The sequence below is a fragment of the Exiguobacterium sp. H66 genome (assembly GCF_018618705.1).
In the GTDB taxonomy this organism is placed as follows: Bacteria; Bacillota; Bacilli; order Exiguobacteriales; family Exiguobacteriaceae; genus Exiguobacterium_A; species Exiguobacterium_A oxidotolerans.
The window spans coordinates 23,114-40,608 of the sequence record NZ_JACSMQ010000011.1; the positions used below are offsets into that span (position 1 = coordinate 23,114).

The 17,495-nt window shown below is 46.4% G+C and carries 25 protein-coding genes; all 25 read left to right on the forward strand.

What is annotated here, in order from left to right; genetic code table 11:
- Nucleotides 1-3 precede the first annotated feature (3 nt).
- Nucleotides 4-3,603: a DNA-directed RNA polymerase subunit beta' gene (gene rpoC / locus KNP88_RS14450; protein ID WP_088836005.1), complete on the forward strand. Its 3,600-nt coding sequence runs from the start codon at nt 4-6 to the stop codon at nt 3,601-3,603.
- Between the two features lie 80 nt (nt 3,604-3,683).
- The gene (locus tag KNP88_RS14455) at nt 3,684-3,935 is read left to right on the forward strand and encodes a ribosomal L7Ae/L30e/S12e/Gadd45 family protein (protein WP_029332255.1); all 252 of its coding nucleotides are present in this window, start codon (nt 3,684-3,686) and stop codon (nt 3,933-3,935) included.
- A gap of 125 nt (nt 3,936-4,060) precedes the next feature.
- Nucleotides 4,061-4,483 carry a 30S ribosomal protein S12 gene (rpsL, locus tag KNP88_RS14460; protein WP_012369004.1) on the forward strand — a complete coding sequence of 141 codons (423 nt, stop codon included), beginning with the start codon at nt 4,061-4,063 and terminating at the stop codon, nt 4,481-4,483.
- Between the two features lie 49 nt (nt 4,484-4,532).
- Nucleotides 4,533-5,003 carry a 30S ribosomal protein S7 gene (gene rpsG, locus KNP88_RS14465; RefSeq protein ID WP_023466623.1) on the forward strand — a complete coding sequence of 157 codons (471 nt, stop codon included), beginning with the start codon at nt 4,533-4,535 and terminating at the stop codon, nt 5,001-5,003.
- A 124-nt stretch (nt 5,004-5,127) separates the two neighbouring features.
- Complete coding sequence (fusA, locus tag KNP88_RS14470; protein ID WP_029332256.1) at nt 5,128-7,206, forward strand: elongation factor G; 2,079 nt, start codon at nt 5,128-5,130, stop codon at nt 7,204-7,206.
- A gap of 117 nt (nt 7,207-7,323) precedes the next feature.
- Nucleotides 7,324-8,511: an elongation factor Tu gene (gene tuf / locus KNP88_RS14475; protein WP_029332257.1), complete on the forward strand. Its 1,188-nt coding sequence runs from the start codon at nt 7,324-7,326 to the stop codon at nt 8,509-8,511.
- A 316-nt stretch (nt 8,512-8,827) separates the two neighbouring features.
- Nucleotides 8,828-9,136 (forward strand): 30S ribosomal protein S10, encoded by a 309-nt coding sequence (gene rpsJ, locus KNP88_RS14480; protein ID WP_029332258.1) that lies wholly within the window; start codon nt 8,828-8,830, stop codon nt 9,134-9,136.
- A 68-nt stretch (nt 9,137-9,204) separates the two neighbouring features.
- The gene (gene rplC, locus KNP88_RS14485) at nt 9,205-9,831 is read left to right on the forward strand and encodes a 50S ribosomal protein L3 (RefSeq protein ID WP_029332259.1); all 627 of its coding nucleotides are present in this window, start codon (nt 9,205-9,207) and stop codon (nt 9,829-9,831) included.
- A gap of 29 nt (nt 9,832-9,860) precedes the next feature.
- Nucleotides 9,861-10,484, forward strand: coding sequence for a 50S ribosomal protein L4 (gene rplD, locus KNP88_RS14490; RefSeq protein ID WP_029332260.1), 624 nt, complete (start codon nt 9,861-9,863; stop codon nt 10,482-10,484).
- A complete protein-coding gene (gene rplW, locus KNP88_RS14495) occupies nt 10,484-10,768 on the forward strand; it encodes a 50S ribosomal protein L23 (RefSeq protein ID WP_029332261.1) in 285 nt (94 codons plus the stop codon). The genes rplD and rplW overlap by 1 nt, the downstream gene beginning before the upstream one ends.
- Nucleotides 10,769-10,800: 32 nt before the next feature.
- Nucleotides 10,801-11,631 (forward strand): 50S ribosomal protein L2, encoded by an 831-nt coding sequence (rplB, locus tag KNP88_RS14500; protein ID WP_029332262.1) that lies wholly within the window; start codon nt 10,801-10,803, stop codon nt 11,629-11,631.
- A gap of 63 nt (nt 11,632-11,694) precedes the next feature.
- Entirely contained in the window at nt 11,695-11,973 is a 279-nt protein-coding gene (gene rpsS / locus KNP88_RS14505) for a 30S ribosomal protein S19 (RefSeq protein WP_012369013.1), read from the forward strand.
- Nucleotides 11,974-11,993: 20 nt separating this feature from the next.
- Nucleotides 11,994-12,326, forward strand: coding sequence for a 50S ribosomal protein L22 (gene rplV / locus KNP88_RS14510; RefSeq protein WP_029332264.1), 333 nt, complete (start codon nt 11,994-11,996; stop codon nt 12,324-12,326).
- Nucleotides 12,327-12,338: 12 nt separating this feature from the next.
- Nucleotides 12,339-12,995 (forward strand): 30S ribosomal protein S3, encoded by a 657-nt coding sequence (gene rpsC, locus KNP88_RS14515; RefSeq protein ID WP_026834299.1) that lies wholly within the window; start codon nt 12,339-12,341, stop codon nt 12,993-12,995.
- 33 nt (nt 12,996-13,028) lie between these two features.
- The gene (gene rplP, locus KNP88_RS14520; RefSeq protein WP_012369016.1) at nt 13,029-13,466 is read left to right on the forward strand and encodes a 50S ribosomal protein L16; all 438 of its coding nucleotides are present in this window, start codon (nt 13,029-13,031) and stop codon (nt 13,464-13,466) included.
- Nucleotides 13,453-13,656, forward strand: coding sequence for a 50S ribosomal protein L29 (gene rpmC, locus KNP88_RS14525; RefSeq protein ID WP_012369017.1), 204 nt, complete (start codon nt 13,453-13,455; stop codon nt 13,654-13,656). Before rplP ends, rpmC begins: the two co-directional genes overlap by 14 nt.
- 31 nt (nt 13,657-13,687) lie before the next feature.
- Nucleotides 13,688-13,951: a 30S ribosomal protein S17 gene (gene rpsQ, locus KNP88_RS14530; RefSeq protein ID WP_014969155.1), complete on the forward strand. Its 264-nt coding sequence runs from the start codon at nt 13,688-13,690 to the stop codon at nt 13,949-13,951.
- Between the two features lie 48 nt (nt 13,952-13,999).
- Nucleotides 14,000-14,368, forward strand: a complete 369-nt coding sequence (gene rplN, locus KNP88_RS14535) for a 50S ribosomal protein L14 (protein WP_012369019.1) — start codon at nt 14,000-14,002, stop codon at nt 14,366-14,368.
- Between the two features lie 34 nt (nt 14,369-14,402).
- Complete coding sequence (gene rplX, locus KNP88_RS14540; RefSeq protein WP_029332265.1) at nt 14,403-14,714, forward strand: 50S ribosomal protein L24; 312 nt, start codon at nt 14,403-14,405, stop codon at nt 14,712-14,714.
- 31 nt (nt 14,715-14,745) lie between these two features.
- A complete protein-coding gene (rplE, locus tag KNP88_RS14545) occupies nt 14,746-15,285 on the forward strand; it encodes a 50S ribosomal protein L5 (protein WP_029332266.1) in 540 nt (179 codons plus the stop codon).
- A gap of 14 nt (nt 15,286-15,299) precedes the next feature.
- Nucleotides 15,300-15,569, forward strand: coding sequence for a 30S ribosomal protein S14 (rpsN, locus tag KNP88_RS14550; protein ID WP_012369022.1), 270 nt, complete (start codon nt 15,300-15,302; stop codon nt 15,567-15,569).
- Nucleotides 15,570-15,600: 31 nt separating this feature from the next.
- Nucleotides 15,601-15,999: a 30S ribosomal protein S8 gene (rpsH, locus tag KNP88_RS14555; RefSeq protein ID WP_012369023.1), complete on the forward strand. Its 399-nt coding sequence runs from the start codon at nt 15,601-15,603 to the stop codon at nt 15,997-15,999.
- A 31-nt stretch (nt 16,000-16,030) separates the two neighbouring features.
- A complete protein-coding gene (gene rplF, locus KNP88_RS14560; protein WP_029332267.1) occupies nt 16,031-16,567 on the forward strand; it encodes a 50S ribosomal protein L6 in 537 nt (178 codons plus the stop codon).
- Nucleotides 16,568-16,604: 37 nt separating this feature from the next.
- Entirely contained in the window at nt 16,605-16,955 is a 351-nt protein-coding gene (gene rplR / locus KNP88_RS14565; protein WP_029332268.1) for a 50S ribosomal protein L18, read from the forward strand.
- A gap of 22 nt (nt 16,956-16,977) precedes the next feature.
- A complete protein-coding gene (gene rpsE / locus KNP88_RS14570) occupies nt 16,978-17,478 on the forward strand; it encodes a 30S ribosomal protein S5 (RefSeq protein ID WP_012369026.1) in 501 nt (166 codons plus the stop codon).
- Nucleotides 17,479-17,495 lie beyond the last annotated feature (17 nt).

Genomic DNA, 17,495 nt, shown 5'->3' on the forward strand with positions numbered 1-17,495 from the left:
CCCTTGGTAGATGTTAATAGATTTGAATATATGAAAATCGGCCTCGCTTCCCCCGAAAAGATCCGTTCGTGGTCTTTCGGGGAAGTGAAAAAGCCGGAGACGATCAACTATCGTACGCTCAAGCCAGAGAAAGATGGCTTGTTCTGTGAACGGATTTTTGGTCCAACGAAAGACTGGGAATGTTACTGTGGGAAATACAAACGAATCCGTTATAAAGGAATCATTTGTGACCGCTGTGGCGTTGAAGTCACGAAGTCGAAAGTCCGTCGTGAGCGCATGGGTCACATCGAGCTCGCAGCACCGGTTTCGCACATTTGGTACTTCAAAGGAATCCCAAGTCGTATGGGTCTTGTCTTAGATATGTCACCACGTGCGCTCGAAGAGATCATTTACTTCGCATCGTACGTCGTTACAGATCCGGGCGAGTCGACACTCGAGAAAAAACAACTCCTTTCAGAAAAAGAATACCGTGCATACCGTGAGAAATTCGGTAGCTCATTCACAGCTGAAATGGGTGCGGAAGCAGTTCGTAAATTGCTCCGCGACGTTGAACTCGAAAAAGAAGTAGCTGGTTTACGTGAAGACCTTCGAATGATTCAAGGACAACGTCGTACACGTGCGATCAAACGTCTTGAAGTCTTAGATGCTTTCCGCAACTCAGGCAACAACCCGGAATGGATGGTTCTCGAAGTATTGCCAGTCATCCCGCCGGAACTTCGTCCGATGGTCCAGCTTGATGGTGGACGTTTCGCGACATCAGATTTAAACGACCTATACCGTCGTGTTATCAACCGTAACAACCGTCTCAAGCGTCTTCTTGACCTTGGCGCTCCGAACATCATCGTTCAGAATGAAAAACGGATGTTACAAGAAGCGGTTGATGCCTTGATCGATAATGGTCGTCGTGGCCGTCCGGTCACTGGACCAGGTAACCGTCCACTTAAATCTCTTTCACATATGTTGAAAGGGAAACAAGGACGTTTCCGTCAAAACTTACTCGGTAAACGTGTCGACTACTCTGGTCGTTCGGTTATCGTCGTTGGTCCAAACTTGAAGATGTATCAATGTGGTCTTCCAAAAGAAATGGCCCTTGAGCTCTTCAAACCGTTTGTTATGAAAGAACTCGTTTCACGTGGTATCGCACCAAACATTAAGAGTGCGAAACGTAAAATCGAACGCGTTCAACCTGAAATCTGGGATGTACTTGAAGAAGTCATCCGCGAGCATCCGGTTCTCTTGAACCGTGCACCGACACTTCACCGTCTCGGTATTCAGGCGTTCGAACCAACACTTGTCGAGGGTCGCGCGATTCGCCTTCACCCACTCGTATGTACGGCTTACAACGCCGATTTCGATGGTGACCAAATGGCGGTCCACGTACCACTTTCTGCAGAAGCACAAGCAGAAGCACGTCTTCTCATGCTCGCTGCACAAAACATCTTGAACCCGAAAGACGGTAAGCCTGTTGTTACACCATCGCAGGATATGGTCCTCGGTAACTATTACCTCACACTCGAACGCGAAAACGCGATCGGTGAAGGTAAAATCTTCTCGACTGTGAATGAAGCACTCATCGCCTACCAAAACGGGTATGTTCACTTCCATTCACGTGTTGCGATTCCTGCCGGCGTTCTTAAGAACCCGACGTTTACAGAATCACAAAACGAGAAATTATTGGTTACGACTGTCGGTAAGTTGATCTTCAACGAGATCCTCCCAACGACTTTCCCATACTTGAATGAGCCAACAATGAGTAACTTACAGGAAGCAACGCCTGAGAAGTACTTCCTTGAAAATGGAACGGATGTTGCTGCTGAAATCAAGAACCGTCCAATCATTGAGCCATTCAAAAAAGGATTCCTTGGAAATGTCATCGCGGAAGTCTTCAAACGTTTCGAAACGACGGAGACGAGCCGTATGCTCGACCGCATGAAAAACCTTGGTTTCAAACACTCGACACGTGCCGGTATCACGGTTGGTATCTCGGATATCATCGTACTTCCGGACAAACAGGAAATCCTGGTCGAAGCACAAGATAACGTGGATCGCGTTATGAAATCGTACCGCCGTGGTCTCATCACGGAAGACGAGCGCTATGAGCGTGTCGTCAAGTCGTGGAACGACGCGAAGGATGAAATTCAGTCTCGTCTGATGAAATCCCTCAACCGTCTAAACCCGATCTTCATGATGAGTGACTCTGGTGCCCGTGGTAACGCATCAAACTTTACGCAGCTTGCAGGGATGCGTGGACTCATGGCCGCTCCAAGTGGACGGATCATCGAGCTCCCGATCAAATCTTCGTTCCGTGAGGGTCTGACGGTTCAAGAATACTTCATCTCGACGCACGGTGCGCGTAAAGGTCTTGCCGATACAGCCTTGAAAACTGCCGATTCAGGTTACCTGACTCGTCGTCTCGTTGATGTAGCGCAAGATGTTATCATTCGTGAAGATGATTGTGGAACGGATCGTGGTATCCGTGTCATGGCTCTTCGCGAAGGAACGGAAGAAATCGAAAGTCTTTACGACCGACTCGTCGGGCGTACGGCATTCGAAAAAGTCGTTCACCCTGAAACGGGAGAAGTTCTTGTTTCTGTTAACGAACTCATCGACGAAGATATCGCGCGTACAATTACGGACGCTGGTATCGACAACGTTGAAATTCGTACTGCCTTCACTTGTAACACGAGTCATGGTGTCTGTAAGAAATGTTACGGACGTAACCTTGCAACGGGTAACGATGTTGAAGTCGGTGAAGCAGTCGGAATCATTGCGGCACAATCAATCGGTGAGCCAGGAACGCAGCTTACAATGCGTACCTTCCACACAGGTGGGGTTGCCGGAGATGATATCACGCAAGGTCTTCCACGTATCCAAGAGTTGTTCGAGGCCCGTAACCCGAAAGGTCAAGCGGTCATCTCGGAAATCGACGGACAAGTCATCGACTTTACAGAGTCGCGTGACAAACGTGAATTGACGATTCAAGGTCTGAGCGAAACACGCACATACACGATTCCATTCGGATCGCGTCTTCGTGTCCAACTCGGTGAAGAAGTCATTGCCGGTCAAGTGTTCACAGAAGGATCGATTGATCCGAAAGAACTCTTAAACGTTAAAGGTGTATCTGGTGTTCAGAACTACCTTCTTCAGGAAGTTCAAAAAGTATACCGGATGCAAGGAGTTGAAATCGGTGACAAGCACGTCGAGGTCATGGTTCGTCAAATGATCCGCCGCGTTCGCGTCATCGAGTCAGGTGAGACAACACTTCTCCCTGGTTCACTCGTTGATATCAGTACCTTTAAAGAAGCATGTAAAGAAGCGCTCCGTGCAGGAAAAGCACTCGCTTCCGCTAAACCAGTTCTCCTTGGTATTACAAAAGCATCGCTTGAGACAGACTCGTTCCTATCAGCTGCTTCGTTCCAGGAAACTACTCGTGTCCTTACGGATGCAGCAATCAAAGGGAAGAGCGACTACCTTCGCGGCTTGAAAGAGAACGTTATTATCGGTAAACTAGTTCCAGCTGGTACAGGAATGACACGTTACCGTCAAATCGGACTCGAAGTAGCTGGTGAAGCACCTGTAGAAGCAGATTCTCCTGTAGAATAAAACGCCTTGACACGTCGGTATGGCGGTGCTACTATGATATAGTGTTGCCAACCGGCCGTGTTATTTTGGAGGATATCTTCATGTCTTACAAAAAAGTAGTCGGCGCAGATTTGAAGTTTGTCGGTCAAAAGCAAACGCTCAAAGCATTGCGATCTGGCAAGGCGTCGGAAGTGATCATCGCGGATGACGCAGATGAACACGTAAAACAAGCATTGCTCGATGCGGCGAAACAAGCTAACGTTCCGGTTGTGAGCGTGCCTTCTAAGCTTGAGCTTGGTAAGGTTTGTGGAATCGATGTCGCGGCAACTGCTGTTGCCATTAAGAAAGTTTGATAATACGTTTTGTGTGGCGATGGAATGCCTGAGCCACGCAAAACGTTTCATTATGACTTTCGATGAACCACCCGGCTCGGTGGTTTTGAAACTTGTCATGAATTCAGGAAGGGAGGATCTCAAAGATGCCTACTATCAATCAATTGGTCCGTAAAGGACGTCAATCAAAAGTTGTGAAATCAGATTCGCCAGCGCTGAACAAAGGGTACAACAGCTTCATTAAAGCTCGTACTGACATCAGCTCACCACAAAAACGTGGTGTTTGTACTCGTGTAGGTACAATGACTCCGAAGAAACCGAACTCGGCTCTTCGTAAGTACGCACGTGTACGCTTGACGAACACAATGGAAGTAACAGCTTACATCCCAGGTATCGGCCACAACTTGCAAGAACACAGTGTTGTTCTTATTCGCGGAGGCCGCGTAAAAGACTTACCAGGGGTACGTTACCACATCGTTCGTGGTGCACTTGATACAGCTGGAGTTGACGGCCGTATGCAAGGTCGTTCGAAATATGGTACTAAACGTCCAAAAGCAGCAAAAAAATAATCTAGATATCTGAAGATATCACCTCACTATATGAAAGGAGGGACTCGGAATGCCACGTAAAGGTCAAGCAGAACGTCGTGATGTAATGGCTGATCCGATCTACAACTCTAAACTCGTTACCCGCCTTATCAACCGTCTTATGTTAGATGGTAAAAAAGGTACTGCTCAACAAATCTTGTACAAAGCTTTCGAAACTATCGCTGAACGTTCAGGTCGCGATGCAATGGAAGTTTTTGAAGAGGCGATGAACAACATCATGCCAGTTCTTGAAGTAAAAGCACGCCGTGTAGGTGGAGCTAACTATCAAGTTCCTGTCGAAGTCCGCCCTGAGCGCCGTACGACACTCGCACTTCGTTACCTCGTGAACTACTCACGTCTCCGTAACGAGAAAACTATGGATGCTCGTCTTGCTAATGAAATCATGGACGCTGCAAACAACACTGGTGCTTCTGTTAAGAAGCGCGAAGATATGCACAAAATGGCGGAAGCGAACAAAGCGTTTGCTCACTACCGCTGGTAAATCCGGAAATAACCACCTCATCTATGCCATTTTGTATGGAAATATGAGGTGGCTTTCGGGTATAGTCATGACGTGTGGCAACACACGGACACTAAATTAAAATGCGAAAGGAGAATGTTTAAAGATGGCAAGAGAATTCTCCCTTAAGAACACCCGTAATATCGGGATCATGGCCCACATCGATGCTGGTAAAACAACAACGACTGAGCGTATCCTCTATTACACGGGTCGTATCCACAAAATTGGTGAAACGCACGAAGGTGCTTCACAAATGGACTGGATGGAGCAAGAGCAAGAACGTGGAATCACGATTACATCGGCAGCAACAACTGCACAATGGAAAGGTAACCGCGTAAACATCATCGATACTCCTGGACACGTAGACTTCACTGTTGAAGTTGAACGTTCACTCCGTGTACTTGATGGTGCGGTTGCAGTACTTGATGCTCAGTCTGGTGTTGAGCCACAAACTGAGACAGTATGGCGCCAAGCTACAACTTACGGCGTACCACGTATCGTTTTCGTAAACAAAATGGATAAAATCGGTGCAGACTTCCTGTACTCGGTCGGAACGCTCCGCGATCGCCTTCAAGCGAACGCACACGCAATCCAAATTCCAATCGGCGCTGAAGATGAATTCAAAGGAATCATCGACCTCGTTGAAAAGAAAACGTACATGTATGGTAACGACATCGGTACTGATATCGAAGTAACGGATGGTTTCCCTGCAGAATTCGCAGACGAAGCTGAAGAACTTCGTGCATCATTAATCGAAGCAGTTGCGGATTACGAAGAAGAAATGATGATGAAATACCTCGAGGGTGAGGAAATTTCAATCGAAGAGTTAAAAGCGGGTATCCGTAAAGCGACTCTTACAGTTGATTTCTACCCTGTACTCGTTGGTTCGGCATTCAAGAACAAAGGTGTCCAGCTTATGCTTGACGCAGTCCTTGACTACCTCCCATCACCAGTCGACGTAAAAGCAATCACAGGAATTAACATGGATACAGATGAAGAGATCGTTCGTGAGTCTACTGACGAAGCGCCATTCTCTGCACTTGCATTCAAAGTTATGACTGACCCGTATGTTGGTAAATTAACGTTCTTCCGTGTGTACTCTGGTACAGCTTCGGCAGGATCATACGTTAAGAACTCAACAAAAGGTAAACGTGAGCGTCTTGGACGTATCCTTCAAATGCACGCGAACAGCCGTGAGGAGATCCCAATGGTCTTCGCTGGTGACATCGCTGCAGCTGTAGGTCTTAAAGATACGACTACTGGTGATACGCTTTGTTCTGAGAAAGACAACGTCGTTCTCGAATCAATGACATTCCCAGAACCAGTTATCTCGGTCGCAATCGAACCAAAAACGAAAGCCGACCAAGATAAAATGGGTCAAGCACTTGCTAAGCTTGCTGAAGAGGATCCAACGTTCCGCACTGAAACAAACCCAGAGACTGGTCAAACGATCATCTCAGGTATGGGTGAGCTTCACCTCGACATCATCGTTGACCGTATGCGTCGCGAGTTCAAAGTCGAAGCTAACGTTGGTGCTCCACAAGTAGCTTACCGTGAAACGATTCGCCAAGCAGCGAAAATCGATTCTAAGTTCGCTCGTCAATCAGGTGGTCGTGGTCAGTATGGTCACGTCGTCGTAGAATTCGAGCCGAACGAAGAAGGTGCTGGCTTCGAGTTCAACAACAAAATCGTCGGTGGTGTTGTTCCGCGTGAATACATCCCAGCGGTTGAAAACGGAATCGAAGAAGCACTTCAAAACGGTATCCTTGCTGGTTATCCAGTAGTTGACGTTAAAGCAGCACTCGTTTTCGGTTCATACCACGATGTCGACTCAAACGAGATGGCATTTAAAATCGCGGCTTCAATGGCAGTCAAACAACTTAAAGATAAGAGCGGCGCTGTTATCCTTGAGCCAATGATGAAAGTTGAAATCGTCATCCCAGACGAATACATGGGAGACATCATGGGTGACGTTACGTCACGCCGTGGACGCGTTGAAGGTATGGAAGCTCGTGGGAACGCACAAGTCGTTCGCTCGATGATTCCACTTTCGGAAATGTTCGGATATGCAACAGGACTTCGTTCGCGCACACAAGGTCGCGGTACGTACTCAATGCACTTCGATCACTACGAAGAAGTACCGAAATCAGTTGCTGAAGAAATCATCAAAAAATCAAACGGCTAATCCTTCACAGGTTGTCACGATTATTTGATTAGTGTAAGCTAAGGAAGGTGTACGTTATTCGACGATTCACCTTCCTAGTTATAAAAAATTATTAGACACATAGAGGAGGAATTCAGAATGGGTAAAGAAAAATTCGACCGTTCTAAACCGCACGTTAACGTTGGTACAATTGGCCACGTCGACCACGGTAAAACAACTTTAACAGCAGCTATCTCAGCTGTACTTGCAAAATCACAAGGTAAAGCTGCAACTAAGTTTGACCAAATCGATGGTGCTCCAGAAGAGCGCGAGCGCGGTATCACTATCGCAACAGCTCACATCGAGTACGAAACAGAAAAACGCCACTATGCACACGTTGACTGCCCAGGTCACGCTGACTATGTTAAAAACATGATCACTGGTGCTGCACAAATGGACGGCGCGATCCTCGTTGTTTCTGCAACTGACGGTCCAATGCCACAAACACGTGAGCACATCTTGCTTTCACGTCAAGTAGGTGTTCCTTTCATCGTAGTATTCATGAACAAAGTCGACATGGTTGACGACGAAGAGCTTCTTGAACTCGTTGAAATGGAAATCCGCGAACTTCTTTCTGAGTACGACTTCCCAGGCGATGACCTCCCAGTCATCCAAGGATCTGCTCTCGGCGCGCTTAACGGCGAAGCTAAATGGGAAGAAAAAATCTTGGAACTCATGACAGCTGTTGATGAGTACATCCCTGAGCCAACTCGCGACACTGAAAAAGACTTCATGATGCCAGTTGAGGATGTTTTCTCAATCACTGGTCGTGGTACAGTAGCTACTGGCCGCGTTGAGCGTGGAGTTCTTAAAGTCAACGACGAAATCGAAATCGTTGGTCTTCACGAAGAAACTAAAAAATCAGTATGTACTGGTGTAGAAATGTTCCGTAAGCTTCTTGACTATGCTGAAGCTGGCGACAACATCGGAGCTCTTCTTCGTGGTGTATCACGTGACGACATCGAGCGTGGACAAGTTCTCGCGAAACCAAACACAATCACACCGCACAAAACTTTCAAAGCGCAAGTTTACATCCTTTCAAAAGAAGAGGGTGGCCGTCACACGCCATTCTTCGGTAACTACCGTCCACAGTTCTACTTCCGTACAACTGACGTAACTGGTATGTGCCAACTTCCTGAAGGTACTGAAATGGTTATGCCTGGGGACAACATCGAATTGACTGTTGAACTCATCGCACCAATCGCTCTTGAAAAAGAAACTCGTTTCTCAATCCGTGAAGGTGGCCGTACAGTAGGCGCTGGATCAGTTACAGAAATCGTTGAGTAATTTTTAAGCAAAAAGGTCTTCCGTCTCCCGTGACGGAAGACCTTTTTTTGTTTTCTGAAAAACAGTCTTGCAACATGGTCAGACATCTTATATACTGAGGAAAGTGTTTGTGCGAGTGGTGAGAGACTTGAAAACAAGTTCTAATTTATTTTGCTTGCATTCTTGCTTGGAATTAAGTAAACTAGAATATGTTGGTCACAAACACAACGCGATGAAGCGGGAGGTTATGACACACCAGGCGGCATTGCCATGGCTAGTGTGGAAATTTCCGCGGAGAATGTCTATTTACGAAATAGGCGAAAAGGAGGGAAACAACATGGCAAATGAAAAAATTCGGATCCGTTTGAAAGCATACGATCACCGCGTGCTTGATCAATCGGCTGAGAAGATTGTCGACACAGCAAAACGTTCTGGTGCTACTGTATCTGGACCGATCCCACTCCCAACGGAGAAAGCGATCTACACAGTACTTCGTGCCGTTCACAAGTACAAAGATGCTCGTGAGCAGTTCGAAATGCGTACACACAAACGTTTGATCGACATCGTTAACCCAACACCGAAAACAGTTGATGCGCTTATGCGTCTTGAACTTCCATCGGGCGTTGACATTGAAATCAAACTTTAATTTTTCTTCTATAAATAGTTGATACTAGCCAGAAGATCAAAATCATTCAATATTAGGAGGTGTATCTCATGGCTAAAGGAATCTTAGGAACTAAACTCGGTATGACACAAATCTTCAACGAGTCAGGCGAAGTAGTACCAGTTACTGTCGTTTCAGTAGAAGGTAACGTTGTTCTTCAATTGAAGACAATGGAAGTGGACGGTTACGAAGCAGTCCAACTCGGCTTTGGTGATATCAAAGAAGGTCGTCAAAACAAACCGCAAAAAGGTCACGCTGCGAAAGCAAGTGCGACACCTAAGCGCTTCATTAAAGAAATCCGTACATCTGTAACAGATTTCGAAATCGGTCAAGAGATTAAAGCAGATACTTTCGCTGCAGGCGAAATGGTTGATGTAACAGGTACGTCGAAAGGTAAAGGTTTCGCTGGAGCAATCAAGCGTCACAACCAATCACGTGGTCCAATGGCTCACGGTTCGCGTTACCACCGTCGCCCAGGTTCAATGGGTCCTGTCGCTCCAAACCGTGTATTCAAAGGGAAATTGCTCCCAGGACGCATGGGTGGAGAACAAATCACTGTTCAAAACCTTGAAATCGTAAAAGTTGATGTAGAACGTGGCTTACTCCTCGTCAAGGGTGCTATCCCAGGCGCACGTAAGAGCCAAGTTGTCGTCAAAACTGCGGTTAAAGGCAACTAATCCGTTTGCAAGGAAAGGAGGAATAACGAATGCCTAAAGTAGCTTTGCTTAACCAAACAGGTACACAAGTTGGAGATATTGAGCTCGCAGATGCCGTTTTCGGAATCGAGCCAAACGAAGCAGTCGTATACGATGCAATCGTCATGCAACAAGCTTCACGTCGCCAAGGTACACATGATACAAAAGGTCGCTCGGAAGTTCGCGGTGGCGGCCGTAAACCATGGAAACAAAAAGGTACTGGTCGTGCACGCCAAGGTTCGATCCGTTCGCCACAATGGGTTGGCGGTGGAACAGTCTTCGGTCCAACACCACGTTCGTACGCTTATAAACTTCCTAAAAAGGTTCGTCGTCTCGCATTACGTTCAGCACTTTCTTCGAAAGTCGCTAACAACGAGTTCATCGTTCTTGAAGGTTTGACAATCGATGCTCCGAAAACAAAAGATATGATTTCGGTCTTCGCTGCTCTTTCAATCGAACGTAAAGTTCTTGTCGTTACTGCTGATTACAACGAGACAGTCGTTCTTTCAACACGCAACATTCCTGGTGTCACAGTCGTTGACGCTGCTGGAGTAAACGTCCTTGATCTTGTCGGACACGACAAAGTCATCTTCACGAAGGATGCAGTTGCGAGAGTAGAGGAGGTGCTTGCATAATGGCACATACACACGACATTATCAAACGTCCTGTAATTACTGAACGCTCAGTGAACCAAATGGCTGAGAAAAAGTACACGTTCGAAGTAGACGTGAAGGCATCTAAGACTCAAATCAAAGATGCTGTTGAAGCGATCTTCGGCGTTAAAGTTGAAAAAATCAACACACTTATCTCAAAACCAAAAGCAAAACGCGTAGGTCGTCACGCTGGTTACACAGCACGCCGCAAAAAAGCGGTCGTCACGCTTACTGCAGATAGCAAAGAACTCGATTACCTCGGTTAATCGGTACTCTGTAGAAAAGGAGGGAACTCTCGATGGGAATTAAAAAGTTTAAACCGACCACTAACGGTCGTCGTAACATGACTGCACTCGACTTTGCTGAAATTACGGCTTCACGTCCTGAAAAATCGTTAACTGAAAAGCTTTCGAAAAAGGGCGGACGTAACAACCAAGGTCGCTTGACAGTACGTCACCAAGGTGGCGGACACAAACGTAAATACCGTATCATCGACTTCAAACGTAACAAGGATGGCATCGCTGGCCGTATCGCTACAATCGAGTACGATCCGAACCGCTCTGCAAACATCGCTCTTGTACACTACATCGATGGTGAAAAACGCTACATCCTCGCACCTAAAGGATTGAAAGTTGACATGCAAATCATGTCAGGAGCAGAAGCTGACATTAAAGTCGGTAACGCTCTTCCACTTGTAAACATCCCAGTTGGTACGTTGATCCACAACATCGAACTTAAGCCTGGTAAAGGTGGTCAGTTGGTACGTTCAGCTGGTACTTCTGCTCAGCTTCTCGGTAAAGATGGTAAATATGCGATTGTTCGTCTTCAATCAGGCGAAACACGTATGATCCTTGCTACTTGCCGTGCTACAATCGGCGCTGTCGGTAATGAAGAGCATGAGCTCGTCAATATCGGTAAAGCTGGTCGTTCACGCTGGCTCGGAAAACGTCCTACAGTTCGTGGTTCTGTAATGAACCCAGTTGATCACCCACACGGTGGTGGTGAAGGACGTGCTCCAATCGGTCGTTCGGGCCCACTTACTCCTTGGGGTAAACCGGCACTCGGATACAAAACTCGTAAGAAAAACAAAGCGAGCGATAAATACATCGTCCGCCGTTCTAAAAAATAATTACGTGATTTCTGAACGGTTCGTAGGAGCCGTTCCTGAATCATGCCAAAGGGAGGTACAACTATGGGTCGCAGCTTGAAAAAAGGTCCATTTGCAGATCACCATTTGCTCGCTAAGGTTGATAAAGCCAACGAAGCTGGTGACAAGCATGTTATCAAAACTTGGTCACGCCGCTCGACAATCTTCCCAGAGTTCATCGGTCACACGATCGCTGTCTACGATGGTCGTAAACACGTACCGGTTTACGTGACAGAAGATATGGTCGGTCACAAACTTGGTGAATTCGCGCCAACTCGTTCTTATAAAGGACATGCTGGTAACGATAAGAAGACGAAACGTTAATCTGAGGGGAGGTACTCATTATGCAATCAAAAGCATCGGCTAATATGGTTCGCATTGCTCCTCGTAAGGCACGTCTCGTAGTAGACTTAATCCGCGGGAAGCAAATCGGCGAAGCTCTTTCGATTCTTGCTTACACGAACAAGGCAGCAACGCCAATCGTTGAAAAAGCATTGAAATCGGCAATCGCGAACGCTGAGCACAACTTCGACATGAACATCGAAAACCTCGTAGTAACAGAGGCTTACGTCAACGAAGGTCCAACGCTCAAACGTTTCCGCCCACGTGCAATGGGTCGCGCAAGCCGTATCAACAAACGTACGAGCCACGTTCACATCGTGGTATCTGAAAAATAAGGAGGGATTACCGTGGGTCAGAAGATTAACCCAACTGGTCTTCGCGTAGGTATCATCAAAGACTGGGAATCACGTTGGTTCGCAGATAAAGACTATGCTGATCTCCTTCATGAAGACTACGTAGTTCGTGAATATATCGAAAAACGTCTTAAAGACGCTAGTGTTTCTAAAATTGAAATCGAGCGCGCTGCAAACCGCTTGAACATTTCACTTCACACTGCTAAACCTGGTATGGTTATCGGTAAAGGCGGTTCTGAAATCGAAACACTTCGTACAGACATCACTAACCTTGCAAAAGGCAAACGCGTTCACGTTAACGTCGTTGAAGTGAAAAACCCGGATGCAGTTGCTAAACTTGTCGCTGAAAACATCGCTCGCCAACTTGAAGGCCGCGTATCTTTCCGTCGTGCAATGAAGCAATCAATCCAACGTTCTATGCGTTCAGGTATCAAAGGAATCAAGACTGAAGTTTCTGGTCGTCTTGGTGGCGCTGATATCGCTCGTTCAGAGAAGTATTCAGAAGGAACAGTTCCACTTCATACACTCCGTGCAGACATCGATTACGGTACTGCTGAAGCTGATACAACTTACGGCAAAATTGGCGTAAAAGTATGGCTCCACCACGGTGAAGTGCTTCCTACTAAAAAAGCAGCATCTAACGAACAATAATCCACATCCGTCTAGGGAAGGAGGCAACACAACATGTTGTTACCAAAACGTGTAAAATATCGTCGTGTTCACCGCGGCAACATGCGTGGTAAAGCGAAACGTGGTACTACAGTACACTTCGGCGAGTTCGGTATCCAAGCTCAAGAAGCTAGCTGGATCACTAGCCGTCAAATCGAATCAGCGCGTATCGCGATGACTCGTTATATGAAACGTGGTGGTAAAGTGTGGATCAAGATTTTCCCACATAAACCATACACTAAAAAACCTCTTGAAGTCCGAATGGGTTCAGGTAAAGGTGCTCCGGAGGGCTGGGTTGCAGTCGTTAAACCGGGGAAAGTAATGTTCGAAATCGCAGGAGTATCGGAAGAGATCGCACGCGAAGCTCTCCGTCTTGCATCACACAAACTTCCAGTAAAATGTAAGTTCGTAAAACGTGAAGAAAATGGTGGTGATACGAATGAAAGCAACTGATCTCCGTCAGCAAACTACAGAAGAGCTCAACGGTAAAGTCGGTTCGTGGAAAGAAGAGTTGTTCAACCTTCGTTTCCAACTCGCGACTGGTCAGCTTGAGAACCCTGCTCGTATCCGTGAAGTGCGCAAGTCGATTGCACGCGCGAAAACCGTTCTTCGTGAACGCGAACTCGGCATCAACAACGCATAATTCACTCGGATTCTGAGAGGAGGAACACTCAATGGAACGCACTAACAACCGCAAAGTATTAACTGGACGCGTCGTATCTGACAAAATGGATAAAACGATCGTTGTTTCAGTTGAGACTAAAGTAAAGCACAAGCTCTACGGCAAACGCGTAAACTACTCTAAGAAGTATAAAACGCATGATGAAAGCAACACAGCTAAAATCGGTGATGTTGTACGCATTCAAGAAACACGTCCACTTTCTAAGGACAAACGTTTCCGTCTCGTAGAAGTCGTCGAAAAAGCAGTAATCATCTAAACTCTAATTAGTTCGGATGAATAAACATCCGGAGGGAGGTACAATCGTATGATTCAACAAGAATCTCGCTTGAAAGTAGCAGACAACTCAGGAGCTCGTGAAGTCTTGACGATCAAAGTCCTCGGTGGATCTGGTCGCAAAACTGCTAACATCGGTGACGTAATTGTTTGCACAGTTAAACAAGCAACACCAGGTGGCGTTGTCAAAAAAGGTGAAGTTGTACGCGCAGTAGTCGTTCGTACTAAACGTGGCGTTCGTCGTAAAGACGGTTCGTACATCCGTTTTGACGAAAATGCAGCAGTCATCATCAAAGATGATAAAAGCCCACGTGGCACACGTATCTTCGGACCAGTCGCACGCGAACTTCGTGAAAAAGACTTCATGAAGATCGTCTCGTTGGCACCGGAAGTACTTTAATTCCAAAGAATTCCTACAAGGAGGTGCTCTAACGATGCATGTCAAAAAAGGTGATAAAGTTCAGGTTATGACTGGTAAAGATAAAGGCAAACAAGGCGTTATTCTTACTGCTATGCCTAAAAAAGATCGCGTTATCGTCGAAGGCGTTAACATGATCAAAAAACACACAAAACCTTCTCAACTTAACCCGCAAGGCGGAATTGTCGAGAAAGAAGCACCGATTCACGTATCGAACGTTATGCTCATCGACCCTAAGACAGGAACTCCAACACGCGTTGGTTTCACTGTGGTTGACGGCAAGAAAGTACGTATCGCTAAAAAATCGGGCGAAGCTTTAGATAAATAAGAAGATTTAAAGAAAGGAGGTCCACTTTCTGATGAACCGTTTAAAAGCTAAATACCAAGACGAAATCGTCAAAGTAATGATGGAGAAATTCAACTATACTTCTGTAATGCAAGCGCCGAAAGTCGATAAGATCGTAATCAACATGGGTGTTGGTGACGCTGTTACGAACACGAAAGCACTTGACATGGCAGTAGAAGAGCTTCAGCTCCTCACTGGTCAGAAGCCACTCATCACGAAAGCTAAGAAATCAATCGCTGGTTTCAAACTTCGTGAAGGTATGCCAATCGGTGCGAAGGTTACACTTCGCGGAGAGCGCATGTTCGAATTCCTCGACAAGTTGATCAACGTGTCACTTCCACGTGTACGTGACTTCCGTGGTGTATCGAAGAAATCATTCGATGGCCGTGGTAACTACACGCTAGGCGTGAAGGAACAATTGATCTTCCCAGAGATCGACTACGATCGCGTATCTAAAGTCCGTGGTATGGACATCGTTATCGTAACTACTGCTAATACGGATGAAGAGTCTCGTGAGCTTCTCACAGCACTCGGCATGCCATTCCAAAAATAAGGGAGGCCGCACACATGGCTAAGAAATCAATGATCGCACGTGAAGTAAAACGCCAAGCACTCGTAGAGCGCTACGCTGAACAACGCGCAGAATTGAAAGCACAAGGCGACTACATCGGCTTGAGCAAACTCCCACGTAACTCTTCAGCGGTTCGTTTACACAACCGTTGCAGTATCACTGGCCGTCCACACGGTTACATTGGTAAATTCGGTATCAGCCGTATTAAGTTCCGTGATCTTGCTCATAAAGGTCAAATCCCTGGTGTTAAAAAAGCAAGCTGGTAATTCATTAAAGTTGTGAAAGGAGGTACATCGCATGGTTATGACAGATCCGATTGCAGATATGCTTACACGCATTCGTAATGCAAACATGGTTCGCCATGAGAAGTTGGAAATGCCAGCTTCTACAATCAAACGTGAAGTCGCTGAAATCCTCAAACGTGAAGGTTTCATCCGCGATGTTGAATATCTCGAGGACAGCAAACAAGGTACGCTCCGCGTATTCCTTAAGTATGGCGCAAGCAACGAACGCGTTATCACTGGACTCAAACGTATCTCGAAACCAGGTCTTCGCGTTTACGCGAAAGCTGATGAAATCCCGAAAGTACTCGGTGGTCTCGGAATCGCTATCGTTTCAACATCTAAAGGTGTTATGACAGACAAAGAAGCTCGCCAACAAAAAGTCGGCGGCGAAGTGATCGCATACATCTGGTAATTCACGCATAAAAAGAACGGAGGTGTCTTAAATGTCACGTATTGGTAAAAAGCCGGTCGTTATCCCAGCAGGCGTTACAGTAACAGTTGAAAACAGCACAGTTACAGTAAAAGGTCCTAAAGGTGAACTCACACGTGAGTTCAACCCGACTATGGCTATCAACGTAGAAGGTAATGAATTGACTGTCGTTCGTCCAAACGACGAAAAGGCTAACCGTACAATTCACGGAACGACTCGTGCGCTTATCGCGAACATGGTCGAAGGTGTAAACAACGGTTTTGCTAAGACACTTGATATCCAAGGTGTTGGTTACCGTGCTCAAAAGCAAGGTAACAAAATCGTACTCAACCTCGGTTACTCACACCCAATCGAGTACACTCCGGAACAAGGCATTGAAGTCGAAGTTCCTACGAATACGCAAATCATCATCCGCGGAATCAACAAAGAGCGTGTTGGACACGTTGCTGCATTGATTCGTTCGTACCGTCAACCTGAGCCGTACAAAGGTAAAGGAATTCGTTACAGTGATGAAGTCGTTCGTCGTAAAGAAGGTAAAACAGGTAAGTAATTCGTTGATACGAATTGACCGGAAAGGAGTGGCATAAATGATCTCAAAGGCAGACAAAAACGCTACGCGTAAAAAGCGTCATGGTCGTGTACGTCGTACAATCATCGGGACTGCAACACGTCCACGCATGAACGTATTCCGTTCGAACAAGAACATTTACGTACAAGTCATTGACGATGCAACACATGCAACACTCGCATCTGCATCATCACTCGATCTTGAAAAAGGCAACACAGCTGACGCTGCAACAGCAGTCGGTAAGCTCGCAGCTGAACGCGCTCTTGAAAAAGGTATTGAAACAGTCGTTTTCGACCGTGGAGGATATCTCTATCATGGACGTATCAAAGCTGTAGCTGAAGCAGCTCGTGAAGCTGGTCTCAAATTCTAATAGAAAAGGAGGGAACCTCTACATGCGCCAGTTAGAAATTAACATGGATCAACTCGAAGAACGCGTTGTTACTGTAAACCGCGTCGCGAAAGTAGTAAAAGGTGGCCGTCGCTTCCGTTTTGCTGCACTCGTCGTCGTAGGTGACAAGAATGGTCACGTAGGTTTCGGTACGGGTAAAGCTCAGGAAGTGCCTGAAGCGATCCGTAAAGCAATCGAAGATGCAAAGAAAAACATGGTTAACGTTCCAATCGTTAACACTACAATTCCACACGAAATCAACGGAATTTTCGGTGCAGGTCACGTCTTCTTGAAACCTGCTTCTGAAGGTACTGGAGTCATCGCTGGTGGCCCAGTTCGTGCGGTTCTCGAATTAGCGGGAATCAACGACATTCTTTCGAAATCACTTGGATCAAGCACTCCAATCAACATGGTTCGTGCGACTGTTAAAGGTCTCACTTCACTTAAACGTGCTGAAGACGTTGCGAAACTCCGCGGTAAAACCGTCGAAGAACTTCGCGGTTAAGAAAGGGAGGGAATACA